The 16,471-nt window shown below is 61.4% G+C and carries 14 protein-coding genes; 11 read left to right on the forward strand and 3 right to left on the reverse strand.

What is annotated here, in order from left to right; all coding sequences use genetic code 11:
• Window positions 1-81 precede the first annotated feature (81 nt).
• The 7 genes from ACIPSK_RS17980 to ACIPSK_RS18010 all read left to right on the forward strand — a co-directional run bounded on the left by ACIPSK_RS17980 (window position 82) and on the right by ACIPSK_RS18010 (window position 9,961).
• A complete protein-coding gene (locus tag ACIPSK_RS17980; RefSeq protein ID WP_162115570.1) occupies window positions 82-1,470 on the forward strand; it encodes a M20/M25/M40 family metallo-hydrolase in 1,389 nt (462 codons plus the stop codon).
• Window positions 1,471-1,846: 376 nt separating this feature from the next.
• On the forward strand, window positions 1,847-2,515 hold the full coding sequence (locus ACIPSK_RS17985) for an SH3 domain-containing protein (protein WP_017966485.1): 669 nt from the start codon (window positions 1,847-1,849) through the stop codon (window positions 2,513-2,515).
• A 546-nt stretch (window positions 2,516-3,061) separates the two neighbouring features.
• On the forward strand, window positions 3,062-3,283 hold the full coding sequence (locus ACIPSK_RS17990) for a hypothetical protein (protein WP_162115571.1): 222 nt from the start codon (window positions 3,062-3,064) through the stop codon (window positions 3,281-3,283).
• 210 nt (window positions 3,284-3,493) lie between these two features.
• The gene (locus ACIPSK_RS17995) at window positions 3,494-5,830 is read left to right on the forward strand and encodes a transglycosylase domain-containing protein (protein WP_162115572.1); all 2,337 of its coding nucleotides are present in this window, start codon (window positions 3,494-3,496) and stop codon (window positions 5,828-5,830) included.
• A gap of 384 nt (window positions 5,831-6,214) precedes the next feature.
• Window positions 6,215-8,131 (forward strand): molecular chaperone DnaK, encoded by a 1,917-nt coding sequence (gene dnaK, locus ACIPSK_RS18000; protein WP_017966482.1) that lies wholly within the window; start codon window positions 6,215-6,217, stop codon window positions 8,129-8,131.
• A gap of 86 nt (window positions 8,132-8,217) precedes the next feature.
• The gene (gene dnaJ / locus ACIPSK_RS18005; RefSeq protein WP_162115573.1) at window positions 8,218-9,345 is read left to right on the forward strand and encodes a molecular chaperone DnaJ; all 1,128 of its coding nucleotides are present in this window, start codon (window positions 8,218-8,220) and stop codon (window positions 9,343-9,345) included.
• Window positions 9,346-9,760: 415 nt separating this feature from the next.
• Entirely contained in the window at window positions 9,761-9,961 is a 201-nt protein-coding gene (locus tag ACIPSK_RS18010; protein ID WP_017966481.1) for a hypothetical protein, read from the forward strand.
• 157 nt (window positions 9,962-10,118) lie between these two features.
• On the opposite strand, the gene ACIPSK_RS18015 is transcribed toward ACIPSK_RS18010, so the two are convergent.
• On the reverse strand, window positions 10,119-10,484 hold the full coding sequence (locus ACIPSK_RS18015) for a helix-turn-helix domain-containing protein (RefSeq protein WP_162115574.1): 366 nt from the start codon (window positions 10,482-10,484) through the stop codon (window positions 10,119-10,121).
• Between the two features lie 477 nt (window positions 10,485-10,961).
• Here ACIPSK_RS18015 and recF point away from each other — a divergent pair, with 477 nt between their 5' ends.
• From recF to ACIPSK_RS18030, 3 genes are read left to right on the forward strand one after another with little or no spacing between them, the layout of a single operon-like run.
• Window positions 10,962-12,086 carry a DNA replication/repair protein RecF gene (gene recF / locus ACIPSK_RS18020; RefSeq protein ID WP_162115575.1) on the forward strand — a complete coding sequence of 375 codons (1,125 nt, stop codon included), beginning with the start codon at window positions 10,962-10,964 and terminating at the stop codon, window positions 12,084-12,086.
• The gene (locus ACIPSK_RS18025; RefSeq protein ID WP_017966478.1) at window positions 12,083-12,907 is read left to right on the forward strand and encodes a molybdopterin-synthase adenylyltransferase MoeB; all 825 of its coding nucleotides are present in this window, start codon (window positions 12,083-12,085) and stop codon (window positions 12,905-12,907) included. The genes recF and ACIPSK_RS18025 overlap by 4 nt, the downstream gene beginning before the upstream one ends.
• Window positions 12,904-13,392 (forward strand): GNAT family N-acetyltransferase, encoded by a 489-nt coding sequence (locus ACIPSK_RS18030; RefSeq protein ID WP_446532953.1) that lies wholly within the window; start codon window positions 12,904-12,906, stop codon window positions 13,390-13,392. Before ACIPSK_RS18025 ends, ACIPSK_RS18030 begins: the two co-directional genes overlap by 4 nt.
• 13 nt (window positions 13,393-13,405) lie before the next feature.
• Here ACIPSK_RS18030 and ACIPSK_RS18035 read toward each other — a convergent pair whose 3' ends face one another.
• Window positions 13,406-14,407, reverse strand: a complete 1,002-nt coding sequence (locus ACIPSK_RS18035; RefSeq protein WP_017966476.1) for a 2-hydroxyacid dehydrogenase — start codon at window positions 14,405-14,407, stop codon at window positions 13,406-13,408.
• Between the two features lie 185 nt (window positions 14,408-14,592).
• Here ACIPSK_RS18035 and ACIPSK_RS18040 point away from each other — a divergent pair, with 185 nt between their 5' ends.
• Window positions 14,593-15,132, forward strand: coding sequence for an SH3 domain-containing protein (locus tag ACIPSK_RS18040; RefSeq protein ID WP_064249052.1), 540 nt, complete (start codon window positions 14,593-14,595; stop codon window positions 15,130-15,132).
• On the opposite strand, the gene ACIPSK_RS18045 is transcribed toward ACIPSK_RS18040, so the two are convergent.
• Window positions 15,125-16,117 carry an adenosine kinase gene (locus ACIPSK_RS18045; RefSeq protein ID WP_162115578.1) on the reverse strand — a complete coding sequence of 331 codons (993 nt, stop codon included), beginning with the start codon at window positions 16,115-16,117 and terminating at the stop codon, window positions 15,125-15,127. The two genes, ACIPSK_RS18040 and ACIPSK_RS18045, sit on opposite strands and share 8 nt — an antisense overlap.
• Between the last annotated feature and the right edge of the window lie 354 nt (window positions 16,118-16,471).

Here is a 16,471-nt window from a genome sequence, read left to right on the forward strand (position 1 = left end):
CCGCCGATTTTTGTTTTTTCCGCCTCGCGTGCCTTTCCGGTTTGGTCTATCGTCCGGCCGAATCTCGAAAAGGAGTCGAAAATGACCGATGTACGTCAGGTGCTTGCGCGCGCGGACCAGAACCTTCCATCGAGCCTCGACACGCTGTTCGAGCTTCTGCGCATCAAGTCAATTTCCACCGATCCCGCCTATAAAGCCGAATGCCGGAAGGCCGCCGAATGGCTCGTCGCCTATCTCGGGACGCTCGGCTTTACTGGCTCGGTCCGCGATACGCCCGGCCATCCGATGGTGGTCGCCCACCATGCCGGCGCTTCGGCCGATGCGCCGCATGTTCTCTTCTACGGCCATTACGACGTTCAGCCGGTCGACCCGATCGAGCTCTGGGAAAACGACCCCTTCGAGCCGTCGATCAAGGATGTCGGCGAAGGCCGCAAGATCTTGACCGGCCGCGGCACCTCTGACGACAAGGGTCAGCTGATGACCTTCGTCGAGGCCTGCCGCGCCTATAAGGAGATCAATGGCGCGCTTCCCTGCCGCGTCACCATTCTCTTCGAGGGCGAGGAGGAATCCGGCTCGCCATCCCTGAAGCCCTTCCTCGAAGCCAATGCTGCCGAGCTCAAGGCCGATTATGCGCTGGTCTGCGATACCGGCATGTGGGACGGCGACACGCCAGCGATCGCTGCAGCGCTGCGCGGCCTCGTCGGCGAGGAAGTGATCGTGACGGCCGCCGACCGCGACCTGCATTCCGGTCTCTTCGGCGGCGCGGCCGCCAATCCGATCCATATTCTCGTCGAGGCTCTCGCCGGTCTGCATGACGAGACGGGCCGCGTCACGCTTGACGGCTTCTATGAAGGCGTCGAGGAAACGCCTGACAACATCAAGGCGTCATGGGAGACGCTTGGCAAGACCGCGGACAGCTTCCTCGGCGAAGTCGGCCTTTCTATCCCATCCGGCGAAAAAGGCCGGTCGGTGCTGGAACTCACCTGGGCGCGGCCGACCGCCGAAATCAACGGCATCTGGGGCGGCTATACCGGCGAAGGCTTCAAGACGGTGATCGCCGCCAAGGCTTCGGCCAAGGTTTCTTTCCGGCTTGTCGGCACGCAGGATCCGACCGCCATCCGCGAGGCTTTCCGCAGCTATATCGGCTCGAAAATTCCCGCCGATTGCTCGGTCGAATTCCATCCGCATGGCGGCTCGCCGGCGATCCACCTCTCCTATGATTCGCCTGTTCTCACCAAGGCGAAGAACGCGCTTTCCGACGAGTGGCCGAAACCGGCCATCGTCATCGGCATGGGCGGGTCGATCCCGATCGTCGGGGATTTCCAGAAGATGCTCGGCATGGAATCGCTGCTCGTCGGCTTCGGCCTCAGCGATGACCGCATCCACTCGCCGAACGAGAAATACGAGCTCGTCTCCTACCACAAGGGTATCCGCTCCTGGGTGCGGATTCTTCAGGCGCTCGCCGCCTGAACGGCGTGCCAAGCAGAATCGCAAATAACAAAAAGGCCGGTTCGACCCGGCCTTTCGTCATCCGCTCATCTCAGTGCCAGTTCATCCGTGGTCAAGGAGCAAGCGGGTATTGCAACGAGACTGCCGCCGAAAGGTTAACCAACCGTTAACAGCACCACCTTGCCGGAAGCACCGCTTGCGGCTCCAAGGGCGCTGACAGATATTTCGCCGTTCAAGCTGCGTTCATCGCCGGCAATATATAAGCCATTGAAAGATAAGACGAATAGCAACACCCTAACACCCGGGGGCGATCGCTCTATCTTTTGTTTCAATGGCATATGCCAAGGAAACGCAGCCAAGCGCTGCCTGAAAAACGTGCCAACAAGGACTGAGAAGCGTGAAAAATCTCTTTGTTAAAATCGCAGCGGTCGGCCTGCTTATGCTGGCGCCTGCCATCGCGCAGGCTGCCGAGGGCTACTCGACGGCGAACGTCAACATGCGTGCCGGTCCGAGCACCCGTTATCCTGCCGTCGCCGTCATACCCGCCGGTTCTTCCGTCGAGATCCGCGGATGCCTTTCCGACGTCAACTGGTGCGACGTGGAATTCTACGGCGGCCGCGGCTGGGTTTCCGGCCAGTACGTGCAGGCCCTCTACCAGCAGCGCCGCGTCTATGTCGGCCCGCAATATTACCGTCCGCTCGGCATTCCGATGATTCGCTTCAGCGTCGACAATTATTGGGACCGTTATTACCGCAACCGCGATTTCTATCGCGACCGTGACCGCTGGAGCCGCGGCCCGGATTATTACTACCGCGACCGCGACAATCGGGATCGCGACCGCGATCGGGATAACCGGGATCGCGACCGTAACTGGCGCGAGCGGGATGGCGACCGATATGGGCGCGACCGCGATCGTGACTGGCGCGACGACAATCAAAGGGGCGATCGGCAAGGGGACGATCGGCAAAGAGATGAACGGCAGAGGGACGACCGGAGAGGCGATGACCGCAGGCCGGACCGCAGGGACTTTGATTGCCGCCCCGGCGATCCCTCCTGCGACGAGTGAAACAGAGAGGGGACGGCAGCGCCGTCCTCCTTTGAGGTTTGCCAAGCCAAGGGCAAAACACCCAAGAAAAAGCCCGGCGCTCCCATGAGGGTGCACCGGGCCGGATGTCGATCGGCACGTGTTGAGGGGAGACGGCCGATCATTCGCGGGACTTGAGGGGTTGTCCCGCTTCTCAGTAAACAAACGTGAAGCCTATTGGTTCCGCCTCCTGCATAATTCCTTAAATCGGAATCGAGTTTAAGGACAAAATTATCCAGCAATTCAAAGTTTTACAGCGTCACTTGCGCCTCTCGAAAAGACACGCGCCGCGGTGAACTACGTCGTATCGAACGTAACTCACGCCACAGACTTCGGGCCTTTGTTTTCACGACGCACGCCACTTCGCCGGCGAGTGCAAGACAAGCGCCGCGCGGGAAGCATCGATCCTCGAATGCGGTCACCGAGAATTTGATGTGAAGCCATCGCGAGGCTCTTGTTTTGCGGGATTCTTTATTGCAGTTTTGTGAAGTTGCGGATTGATTTTAATCCGTTCGAGGCTGGACCCTGATGACGCAAGACTACCTGGCTTTCTTCGGGCTTTTCGCCCCTCGGGCGGCCGCCATAGATGTTACCGTTTGGCATAAACATAACCCACTTCTGCCTGTGCGCCTCACCGATGGGGCGAACCTCAACCCTTCCGGCCAGATTTGGCGCCGCTTTCATCTGGGCGAGTGGGAGTATAAGCAGGACCCGGAAACGCTCGACGATTACGAGGCCCGACAGTTCTGAAGCCAATGCTGTCGCCCGGCGCGGTCTGCCTTACTTTCCATTATTAATACCCCGTTAAATCGCCGCATTTACAGTTCAGTCGGATGATCACGGCGGCACTCAAAGTGCTTCAGCGTCCTTTGCGCGTCCGAAAAGACGCGCGGCGCTGGAGAAGAGCACCGTTATGCGAAGCTGGCTTCGCGATCGAACATGGGGTGTGACCGGTCCGCGATGGCAGGCAGAGGCAGATCAGGCGACAGAATAGAACCGTCCTTCAGCGGCCGCCCGGCGCGCGACGATGACGAATTCTCGCTTGATGCCGACGATCGCATTGCCGGAGGCCGATCCCAGCGCAGCAGCGGCTCGAAACCCCCACCGCAACGTGCTGCCCCCCGGCGGAAGCGCGAGCCGCGGGAGCGCGAAGGCGGCGGCTTTTTCGGATTCCTGCGCCGCGTGACCTACTGGTGCGTCGTGCTTTTCATCTGGGCCGGCATCGGCGTTGCCGGGCTTGTGGTCTACTATGGCTCGCGCATGCCGAGCGCCAGCACATGGGCGATCCCGGAGCGGCCGCCGAACGTGAAAATCACCGCCGTCGACGGCAGTGTCATCGCCAATCGCGGCGCCACCGGCGGCGAGGCGCTGTCGCTCGAAAACATGTCGCCCTATATTCCGGAAGCCGTCATCGCCATCGAAGATCGGCGTTTCTATTCGCATTTCGGCGTCGATCCGCTCGGCCTCGGCCGGGCTGTCGTGACCAATCTGACGGCTGGTCACATGGTGCAGGGTGGCTCGACGCTGACGCAGCAGCTTGCCAAGAACCTCTTCCTCTCCCCTGAGAGAACGCTTGAACGCAAAGTGCAGGAGGTGCTGCTCTCGCTCTGGCTGGAGCAGAAATACACCAAGGACCAGATCCTTGCCATGTATCTCAATCGGGTGTTCTTCGGATCGAACGCCTATGGCGTCGAGGCGGCCTCACGCCGCTACTTCAACAAATCGGCGCGTGACGTGAACCTCGGCGAGGCGGCGGTGCTGGCCGGCCTGCTGAAAGCGCCGTCGCGGCTTTCGCCGGCCCGCGATGCGGATGCGGCGAATGCCCGCGCCCAACTCGTGCTCGCGGCGATGCGCGAGCAGGGTTTCATCACCGATTCCGAAGTCAAGACGGCGATGTCGCAGACCCCGGCTTCGGCCAAGAGCTACTGGTCGGGCGCCGGGCACTATGTCGCCGACATGGTGATGGACGAGCTGCCGGGTCTGATCGGCGACGTCAAGGAAGACGTCATCGTCGATACGACGATCGACAAGTCGCTGGAAAAGAAGGCCGAGCAATCGCTGGTCGACGTGCTCGATAAGGAGGGCGGGAAGCTCGACGCCTCGCAGGCGGCCCTGGTCTCGATCGACGGCACCGGCGCGATCCGGGCGCTGGTCGGCGGCAGGGACTATGCGACAAGCCAGTTCAACCGTGCCGTCAAGGCCAAACGCCAGCCGGGTTCGTCGTTCAAGCCCTTCGTCTATGCTGCCGCACTCGAGAAGGGGCTGACGCCCTTTTCGGTGTTCAACGACGCGCCGATCCGGATCGGCGACTGGACGCCCGAAAATTACGAGAAGAAATACAATGGCGAAGTGACGCTGGCGACCGCGCTTGCCAAATCGCTGAACACGGTGGCCGCCCAGCTGGTGATGTATGACGGGCCGGACCAGGTGATCAAGCTTGCCCACCGGCTCGGCATTGAAAGCGAGCTGCAGCCGAATGCCTCGATCGCGCTCGGCACCTCGGAAGTGTCGCTGATGGAACTCACCGCCTCCTATGCCGCCTTCATGAATGGCGGCTACAAGGCGACGCCGCACGTCATCCGCCGGGTGACGACTGCCGAGGGCAAGGTTCTCTACGAAAATACCTATGACAGCCCGCCGCGCGTGCTGTCCGAGCAGATCGCCGCCGAGATGGATACGATGATGATGGGCGTCATCGAGAGCGGCACCGGCAAGAGCGCCAAGATCCCCGGCTGGCAGGCGGCGGGAAAAACCGGCACTACACAGAATTCGCGCGACGCGCTCTTCGTCGGTTTCACCAGCAACCTCACCACCGGGGTCTGGTTCGGCAATGATGACGGCAAGCCGATGAAGAAGGTGACCGGTGGCGGCTTGCCCGCCAAGGCCTGGAAGGAATTCATGATCGCCGCCCACAAGGGTCTTTCGCCGGCGCCGCTCTTCGGCAACGGCCAGTTGATCGCCGATCCGAACAACGGTCAGCCGATGGCCGAGGCACCGGGCAACGGGCAGCTGGGCAGCGGGCAACCGATGACGGCGGAGGCGCCGCCATCGACGATCGGTGGTATCATTTCCGGCGTCTTCGGCGGCAACGACAATGCAAACCGCTATCCGCAAGCGCCTGCCCGGCAGCAGGCGGCGACCTCCGGCAATGGCCCGGTTCCGCCCGCAGACATTGCCGAAGGTGGCGGTTCTGGCTATGAGGGCATGGTGCCGCCCGGCGATGTCGGGGGCGCGCAGACCACCTCTTCCGTCCAGCCGCGGCGCACGACGCTGCTCGATCTGATCATGGGCCAGTGAGATCTTTGCTGCATACCCCGCACAAGCCCGATGATCTTAAGCGTGTCGCGATCTGTCAGATTCGCTCCACGCGCTTCAGGTCTTTGTTTTACGCCTGCGGTTGTCGCAAAACCGCTCTGCAGTTTTGCGCGACATGCCGCAAAAATCGGCCGCTTTCCGGGCAAGGGGTGACCTCCGTCCCGGCGACTGTAAAAATTGAACGCAACACATTCGTTTTGCTGGATTCCGGGGCATTTCTCGCCTTGCAGTCCAGAAAACCGCTCCTTATATACGCCGCATCACCGCAATCACGATTGCGTAATCTCAAGTAGACCCATCCCGTAAGGGGCTGTCAGGGAAATGCCTTCTCGGGGTTCCGACAGCTTGCTTCAAGGAGAGAATGACATGGCAAAAGTAATTGGTATCGACCTTGGAACGACGAATTCCTGCGTCGCAGTCATGGACGGCAAGGACGCGAAGGTCATCGAGAATGCGGAAGGTGCGCGTACGACCCCTTCCATGGTGGCATTTTCCGATGATGGCGAACGCCTCGTCGGCCAGCCGGCCAAGCGCCAGGCAGTCACCAACCCGACGAACACGCTCTTTGCCGTCAAGCGCCTGATCGGCCGCCGCTACGAAGATCCGACCGTCGAGAAGGACAAGCACCTCGTTCCCTTCACCATCGTCAAGGGCGACAATGGCGACGCCTGGGTCGAAGCCAATGGCAAGGGCTATTCGCCCGCACAGATTTCCGCAATGATCCTTCAGAAGATGAAGGAAACCGCCGAATCCTATCTCGGCGAAAAGGTCGAGAAGGCCGTCATCACCGTTCCCGCCTATTTCAACGACGCGCAGCGCCAGGCAACCAAGGATGCCGGCCGCATCGCCGGGCTTGAAGTTCTGCGCATCATCAACGAGCCGACCGCGGCCGCGCTTGCCTATGGTCTCGACAAGAAAGAAGGCAAGACAATTGCCGTCTACGACCTTGGCGGCGGTACCTTCGATATTTCGATCCTCGAGATCGGCGACGGCGTCTTCGAAGTGAAGTCCACCAACGGCGATACCTTCCTCGGCGGTGAAGACTTCGACATGCGCCTCGTCGAATATCTCGTTACCGAGTTCAAGAGGGACAACGGCATCGACCTGAAGAACGACAAGCTTGCCCTGCAGCGCCTCAAGGAAGCTGCGGAAAAGGCAAAGATCGAGCTTTCGTCTTCGCAGCAGACCGAAATCAACCTGCCGTTCATCACGGCCGACGCCTCCGGCCCGAAGCATCTGACGCTGAAGCTGACCCGCGCCAAGCTCGAAAGCCTGGTCGACGATCTCGTCCAGCGCACGATCGCGCCGTGCAAGGCAGCGCTCAAGGATGCCGGTGTTACCGCTTCCGAAATCGACGAAGTGGTTCTCGTCGGCGGCATGAGCCGCATGCCGAAGGTGCAGGAAGTCGTCAAGCAGCTGTTCGGCAAGGAGCCGCACAAGGGCGTCAACCCGGATGAAGTCGTGGCGCTTGGCGCCGCCATCCAGGCCGGCGTTCTGCAGGGCGACGTCAAGGACGTCCTGCTCCTCGACGTAACGCCGCTGTCGCTCGGCATCGAAACCCTCGGTGGGGTCTTCACCCGCCTGATCGAACGCAACACGACGATCCCGACGAAGAAGAGCCAGACCTTCTCGACCGCCGAAGACAACCAGCAGGCCGTGACCATCCGCGTCTCGCAGGGCGAGCGTGAAATGGCTGCCGACAACAAGCTGCTCGGCCAGTTCGACCTCGTCGGTCTGCCGCCGTCGCCGCGCGGCATGCCGCAGATCGAAGTCACCTTCGACATTGACGCCAACGGCATCGTCCAGGTTTCGGCCAAGGACAAGGGCACCGGCAAGGAACAGCAGATCCGCATCCAGGCTTCCGGCGGTCTTTCCGACGCCGACATCGAGAAGATGGTAAAGGATGCCGAAGCCCATGCCAGCGAAGACAAGAAGCGCCGCGAGGCGGTCGAAGCCCGGAACCAGGCTGAAAGCCTGATCCATTCCTCGGAAAAGTCGCTGAAGGATTACGGTGACAAGGTTTCCGAGGCCGACCGCACCGCGATCTCGGATGCGATCGCCGCGCTGAAGACGGCGTCGGAAGCATCCGAGCCCGATGCCGACGACATCAAGGCCAAGACCCAGACGCTGATGGAAGTGTCGATGAAGCTCGGCCAGGCGATCTATGAAGCACAGCAGGCCGAAAGCGGCGCTGCGGGCGATGCCTCCGCGGAAGGCGGCGACAATGTCGTCGATGCCGACTACGAGGAAATCAAGGACGACGACCGCAAGAAGTCCGCGTAATCCGCGACGGCGTGGTTATGCTTCAACACCTGATCCGGCTGCTCACCATGGCAGCCGGAAAATCCATTTCCGGGGTTTAATCCTTAATGGCAAAAGCGGACTTTTACGAAACTCTGGGTGTAGCCAAGACGGCGGACGAGAAAGAGCTGAAAAGCGCCTTTCGCAAACTGGCGATGAAATTCCATCCGGACAAGAACCCGGATGACAAGGACGCCGAGCGGAAGTTCAAGGAAATCAACGAAGCCTACGAGATGCTCAAGGACCCGCAGAAGCGGGCGGCCTATGATCGTTATGGCCATGCGGCCTTCGAGCATGGCGGCATGGGCGGCGGTGGCGGCGGATTTGCCGGCGGCGGTTTCTCCGACATCTTCGAGGATATCTTCGGCGAAATGATGGGTGGTGGGCGTGCGCGCCAGCGCTCGTCGGGCGGCCGCGAACGCGGCGCCGATCTTCGCTACAACATGGAAATAACGCTGGAGGAAGCTTTCTCCGGCAAGACGGCGCAGATCCGCGTTCCAACGTCGATCACCTGCGACGTCTGTTCGGGTTCAGGCGCCAAGCCCGGCACGCAGCCGAAGAATTGCGGCACTTGCCAGGGAACGGGACGCGTGCGCGCGGCACAGGGCTTCTTCTCGATCGAGCGGACCTGCCCGACCTGCCACGGCCGCGGCCAGATCATTCCCGATCCCTGCCCGAAGTGCCACGGCCAGGGTCGGGTGACGGAAGAGCGTTCGCTCTCGGTCAATATTCCCGCCGGCATCGAGGACGGCACGCGCATCCGCCTGCAGGGCGAAGGCGAAGCCGGCGCCCGCGGCGGGCCGGCTGGTGACCTCTATATCTTCCTGTCCGTCAAACCGCATGAATTCTACCAGCGCGACGGAGCCGATCTCTATTGCGCCGTTCCGATCTCGATGACGACGGCCGCACTCGGCGGAACCTTCGACGTGGCAACGCTCGACGGCACCAAGTCGCGCGTGACCGTGCCCGAGGGCACGCAGGTCGGCAAACAGTTCCGCCTCAAGGGCAAGGGCATGCCCGTGCTGCGTTCGGTGCAGACGGGCGACCTCTACATCCAGATCCAGATCGAGACGCCGCAAAAGCTCACCAAGCGCCAACGCGAACTGCTTCAGGAATTCGAGCAGCTTTCGTCCAAGGAGAACAATCCGGAATCGACGGGCTTCTTTGCCCGGATGAAGGAATTCTTCGAAGGCTGAGCCGCAATCGACGCGCCCACTTCGAGAACCGGGGACGGAAACGTCTCCGGTTTTTTTGTCCCAAGAATCCTAAAGAACGGCGCGATCTTTCAGATTCGCTCGTTGCGCTTTAAGTCTTTGTTTTTATGGATGTCGCCATCACAAAACGGCTGCAGACTTTTGCGCGACATGTCTCAATTTGCGACATTCGCCGTCCACACCGGCCAATCTGTCCCGGTTCGAAACGGCGGCGGGCGGGAAGACGACTTGCGTTAACGCAGCCAGATGATGCCGCTTGCAAGTTTTCCAAATGAATTCAGACTCTGCGCTCAGTGCATAGCCCCAAGAATTGGAATCAATTTCGAGGCATGCACCAAATCAAAGTGATAGAGCGTCCTTAGCGCTAGCGGGAACAAACAAACCAAGGGTATCAGCCATGGCGCCAGCCTTTTCATCTCAGTCCGAAGACGTCGACGTTCTCGCCGGCGCCATCTACACATGGTGCGCCGAGCGCAACATCAAGCTTCGCAGCCAGCAGGGTCTTTCGATCGCCAGCATCGCGATCGACCTTTACCATGCCGGGCACCAGACACAGGACGATCTGCTGATGGCGCTGCACGAACGCGAGATTCACTGAAGCGCGCGGCATCGAACCTTATTCAGATGACCTGCCCCGGTCCTTGTGTTGATGGACGCCGCCCCCAAGACGCTGCACAGCAGTAAGCATCTGGACATCGTCCAGACCTTGGAATAGGGCCGTGCTTTTTCGTGGTAAAGCTGATGGCTCAGTGGAATCAGGCGGCGGTTTCGGCCGCTTCGCGGGTCATGAGGGTGAGGATGGTCTTGACCGCTTCTTTGCCTGCCGGTGAATTCAGCTTGTCGTAGCTCAACGCAAGCGCATAGGCGTCGGGGCTGAGTTCGATACGACTGCCGAATGGAGACACGCCGGCTCCCTCGAAAAGGGCAGAGATATCGACATTGAGAAAAACCGCGATCTGATGCAACTTGCTGGCGGAAACGCGGTTCGTCCCCTTTTCGTATTTCTGGATCTGCTGGAAAGTCAGTCCGAGTGCTTCGCCAAGCTCGAGTTGTGAAACACGGCGAAGGGCGCGAAACTGTCTGACGTTGCGACCGACGATAATATCAACCGGATCTGGCACTTCATCACTCTCTCATACGTAAACGGTTCGTTTACCATATCGCCTTCACGGAATAACTCAACCCACCAGTTGCAAAATTCAACCGACTTTTTCTGGGCATCACGTTACGTCAGTAGCCTCAAAGGATCGCGGCAAAGCCGGAATATCCGGATCTCCGAGGCACTGACGGTGACCGTCGACGGTATCGGCCTGGCGATGTCGGAGCCTCCCCGCCGGTTGTATTTTTGTAGAATTTAGAACGCGCGATGCCTACCCCCTACATCGGCAGAATGTCGGACACCAGCACCGCGGTCAGGTGTCTTGAAAATATGTCCCGCGCGGTATATCGCCGCTTCGCGCTTATCCCTTATCGCTCAACTGCCGCGTCCCTGATTTGCGGCGGCATCGGAGGTTCGCGATCCGCGGCCAAGACGCTGCCAGCCTTGCCATCAACGCCGCTAAGGCTTAGCTGTCACGCTTCACGATTCCGGACATTCGATGCCGCACAAGGTTTCTCTTTCTCGTCTGAAGCTAACAGACTTCCGCAACTATGCGGCAGCGGCCCTTACCCTTGACGGTCGGCACGCCGTGCTGACGGGAGACAACGGTGCCGGCAAGACCAATCTCATGGAAGCCGTCTCGCTGCTTTCGCCTGGCCGCGGTTTGCGTCGCGCGGCCTATGGCGACATTACCCGCGTCGGCGCGGCCGGCGGTTTTTCGATCTTCGCCGCGCTCGATGGCATGGAGGGCGAGGTCGAGATCGGCACCGGCATCGAAACGGGCGAGGAGACCACCGCCCGCAGGCTGCGCATCAATGGCACAACGGCAAAGACTGCCGACGAACTGACCGACCATCTGCGCCTTCTCTGGCTGACGCCGGCGATGGACGGCCTGTTTACCGGCGCCTCCTCCGACCGGCGCCGCTTTCTCGACCGGCTGGTGCTGTCGCTCGATCCCGCCCATGGCCGCCGCGCCAGCGATTTCGAGCGCGCCATGCGCAGCCGCAACAAATTGCTGGACGAAGGCCGCTTCGATCCCTCCTGGCTTGCCGGCATCGAGGAGCAGATGGCAAGCCTCGGCATCGCCATGGCGCTCGCCCGGCAGGAGATGCTCGGCCTGCTGACCCGGCTGATCGAGGAAACACGGGAGAGCTCGCCCTTCCCTTCGGCATCGCTGCAGCTCTCGGGCTTCATGGACGGTCAGTTCTCGCGCCCCTCTGTCGACCTCGAAGACGACTACGCGGCGATGCTGGCGGAGAGCCGCTACCGCGATGCCGGCGCCGGGCGCACGCTCGAGGGGCCGCACCGGGCCGATCTCATCGTGCATCACCGCGAGAAGGCGATGGAGGCGGAGCGTTGCTCCACCGGCGAGCAGAAAGCGCTGCTTGTCGGCCTGGTGCTTGCGCATGCGCGGCTCGTCGGCAATCTCACCGGTCATGCGCCGATCCTGCTGCTCGACGAGATCGCGGCGCATCTCGACGAGGGCCGCCGCGCCGCGCTATTCGACCTTATCGACGGGCTCGGCGGCCAGGCCTTCATGACCGGAACGGATCGGGCGATGTTTTCAGCACTTGGCGACAGGGCGCAGTTTTTCACGGTTTCCGACGGAAGGGTGTTCGAATGACGGAGGCGGCTTTTCCCGGCGTCGGGGGTCATGATAACATCGGCGCCATGGAACCGCTCAGCCCGGACGAAATCGCGCGCTATCACCGCCACATCCTGCTTCCCGAGATCGGCGGCGCCGGCCAGCAGAAACTGAAAGCCGCCCGTGTGCTGGTGATCGGTGCCGGCGGCCTCGGTGCACCGGTCCTGCAATATCTGGCCGCTGCCGGCGTCGGCACGCTCGGTATCGTTGACGACGACCGGGTTTCCCTCTCCAACCTGCAGCGCCAGGTGATCCATGATTCCGGCACGATCGGCGAATTGAAGACCGAGAGCGCCGCCTTCGCCATCGCCAGGCTCAATCCGCATGTCCGACTGATCCGCTTCGAGGAACGCTTTTCGCCGGAGGCCGCCCGCCGTCAGCTCTCCGGGTTCGATCTGCTGATCGACGGCTCCGACAATTTCGACACGCGTTATGCCGCCGCCGATGCAGCTGATGAAGCGCGCATTCCGCTCGTCAGCGGCGCCGTCGGGCGTTTCGATGGTTCGCTGACGGTTCTCAAGCCCTATGAGACAGCTGAGGACGGAACCGCCAACCCCAGATATCGCGACCTGTTTCCGGAACCGCCGCCGGCGGGGCTGATTCCCGCCTGCGCCGAAGCCGGCATCATCGGTGCACTCACAGGCGTCATCGGCACAATGATGGCGATGGAGGCGATCAAGCTCGTCACCGGCACCGGCGAACCGCTGGTCGGACGGTTGCTGCTTTACGACGCGCTCTCGGCCCGCTTCGACACCATCCGCTACAAACGACGCCGTACCACACAGAGGCAGGCGGGATGAGGGTTGTTCCGCTTGATCAGACTTTCACGCGCTGGGATGAATTGCTGGCGCTCATCGTCGCCTCCTTCGCCTCGATGAACGGCAGGATCGATCCGCCATCTTCAGCGCTCAAGCTGACGGCGGAGTCGCTGGCCGAAAAGTCCAGGGCCGAGATCGGCCATGTCGCCATCGACGGCGAAAAGCTGGCCGGCTGCCTCTTCCTGCGGCCGGAGGCCGATTGCCTCTATGTCGGCAAGCTCGCCGTTCTGCCTGAGGCGCAGGGCAAGGGCCTCGGCAGGCGGCTGCTGGCGATTGCCGAGGAAACGGCCGCAGCGCTCGGTCTTCCTGCTTTGCGGCTGGAAACGCGCATCGAACTCACCGACAATCACGCCGTCTTTGCCGCCGGGGGATTTTCCAGAACCGCCGAAAAGGCGCATCCCGGCTTTGCCAGGACGACTTTCGTCGAGATGCGCAAGGTCCTTGCGCCTCCGATCTGCGTCGCCTGATTTACAGCGTTCTTCAACGCCCCGGCAGCACGCGATTCGGCGGCCTATGACCGTCGATGAAGGTGCGGATGTTGATGATGACCTTGTCGCCCATGTCGATGCGGCCTTCGATCGTCGCCGAACTCATATGCGGCAGCAGCACGACCTTGCCCTCATTGGCGAGCTTGATGAGCCTCGGGTTGACGGCAGGCTCGTTCTCGAAGACGTCGAGGCCGGCGCCGGCAATCCGGCCCTCCCTCAGGCACTTGATCAGCGCCGCTTCGTCGACCACGTCGCCGCGCGCTGTGTTGACGAGATAGGCTGTCGGCTGCAGCAGCGCCAGACGGCGGGCCGAGACCAGGTGGAAGGTCGCCGGCGTCGACGGGCAATTGATCGAAACGATATCGACGCGGGCGAGCATCTGGTCGAGGCTTTCCCAATAGGTCGCCTCCAGTTCGTCCTCGACGGCCGGATTGACGCGCTTGCGGTTGTGATAGTGGATCGATAGGCCGAAAGCCTTGGCGCGGCGGGCCACCGCCGTGCCGATGCGGCCCATGCCGACGATGCCGATGCGCTTGCCGTGAATGCGCCGGCCGAGCATCCAGGTGGGAGACCAGCCTGCCCATTCGCCCGGCTTGTCGGTCAGCACGCGCGCACCTTCGCCGAGCCGTCTCGGAACCGCGAGAATCAGCGCCATGGTCATATCGGCGGTGTCCTCGGTCAGGACGTTCGGCGTGTTGGTGACGGTGATGCCCTTGCGCGCCGCCGCCTCGACGTCGATGTGGTCGGTGCCGTTGGAGAAGCTCGCAATCAGCTTCATCTGCGGTCCGGCCTGTTCGATCAGCGCCGCGTCGATACGATCGGTGACGGTCGGCACCAGCACGTCGGCGGTCTTGACCGCGGCGATCAACTCGGGAACCGAACGCGGCGCGTCGTCGATGTTCAGCTCTGCGTCGAAGAGTTCGCGCATGCGGGTTTCGACGGCATCCGGCAGCTTGCGGGTGATGTAGACCTTCGGTTTTTTCTTCGCTGTCATGGCTGCCTGTGGTGCCTTGTTCAGAGGTCTTTAACCAAGAGGGGTGATAATTTTCCCATTCCGGGCATTTTCTACCAGACCCGCACGCGAAGACAAACAAAACTCGCGGTGCAGCCGGGGAATGTCAAAGCCCGGACCGCGAGCAGGCCTGCCCTGCCCGCGAATTCGAGCAACCGGAAACTTCCATGCGCAGCAAAGTCCTGAAGTCCTGCCTCGCCCTTGCCATCGCTCTGGCCGCATCCATAGGAAGCGTCGAATTCGCCCATGCGCAAGCGGCCAAGGGGCCAAGCGGACTGCCATTGCCGCGTTTCGTCACGCTGAAATCCAAGCGCGTCAACCTGCGCATCGGTCCGGGAACGGATTACGCCGTTTCTTGGATGTACTTGAAATCCGGCCTGCCGGTGGAGATCATCCAGGAATACGACAACTGGCGCCGCATCCGCGATGCCGACGGCACCGAAGGCTGGGTCAACCAGTCGCTGCTATCAGGCCAGCGCGCGGCGATTGCCGCCCCCTGGATGAAGACCAAGGGCAAAGGCGTCTATGTCAATCTGCGCCGTGAGGCGCTCCCCTCTGCATCGATCGTTGCCAAGCTGGAACCCGGCGTGATGGTGACGATCGGCGAATGCAACGGCGACTGGTGCCGCGCCGAAACCGACGGCGCCTCGGGCTGGGTGGCGCAGTCGGAGATCTGGGGCGCCTATCCCGGCGAAGCCTTCAAATAAGCCCTGCCCGTTTTGCAGCCTCGGAAAGCGAGGTCATCGGGCGGGGGCCGATCTGCTGGATGACGATGCCGGCGGCCAGGCAACCGAGCTTGCCGCAATCCTCGAGAGACCGTCCCTGCGTGTAGCCGTAGAGGAAGCCGGAGGCGAAGAGATCGCCGGCACCCGTCGTGTCCACAACTTCCTTGATCCGGATCGCGTCGACGTAAAAACGCTCACGGCCCTTCAGGATGACGGCACCATTCTCGCTCATCGTCACGGCAGCGATCTTGCAATCGGCGGCGATCCTGTTCAGCGCCTCCTCGAAATCGTCGGTCTCGTAGAGCGACAGCGCTTCCTGGCGATTGGCGAAGACGATATCGACCTTGCCGGAGCGCATCAGATCGAGGAATTCGCCGCGATAGCGGTCGACGCAGAAGCTGTCGGACAGCGTCATCGACACTTCGCGGCCGTTTTCATGGGCGATGCGGGCACAATCGAGGATGGCTTCCTTGGCGCGCGGCGGATCCCAGAGATAACCTTCGAAATAAGTGACCTTGGCGTCGGCCACGACGTCGACCTCGACGTCTTCCGGGCCGAGTTCGACGCAAGCGCCGAGATAGGTGTTCATCGAACGCTCACCATCCTCGGTGACGAAGATCATCGAACGTGCCGTCGGCGGGAAGGTGCCCTTCGGCCGGGTCTGGTAGTGAACGCCCTGGGCGCGGATGTCGTGCGCGAAGATGTCACCGAGCTGATCTTGAGCAACATTGCCGAAATAGGCAGCCTTGCCGCCGAGGTTAGCCACGCCCGCCGCCGTGTTGCCGGCGCTGCCGCCGGAGGCTTCGAGCGCCGGTCCCATGCGCGAATACAAGAGTTCGGCGCGTTCGGCATCGATGAGGTTCATCGCCGCCTTGGTGATCTGGTTGTCAATGAGGAACTGGTCGTCGCAACGGGCAATGATGTCCACGATTGCGTTGCCGACTGTCAGAACATCGAATCTTGTCATGAAATGGGGGGGTCCCGAAGTTTGTGATAGCCGGGGTTTGGTCTTAGCGAAATTTCCGCGGTTTGGAAGGATAAATGGTGGATGGCCCATCTATTTCTTCGCAAAAGTGCCGCCTATTCGTCACGTCCCTGTCATTTTCCAAATCTAGAAATACTCGCAAGAAGACCGGCATGAGCAGCTTTCAGTTGCAGCCGGGCGCACGAGGGATGATCCCCTCGATCTTACCGGCGCGATGCTGACCACGGATGAACTGGCAGCTTCGTGATCCGGGTTTCCGGCAAGACCGGAGCGGAAAAGCGGGCTGTGCCCGCTTTTTTTGTTTTGCCGATGCGCCTGATTGGACGGCGACTGGCT

This window comes from Rhizobium sp. LARHSG275 (assembly GCF_052871115.1).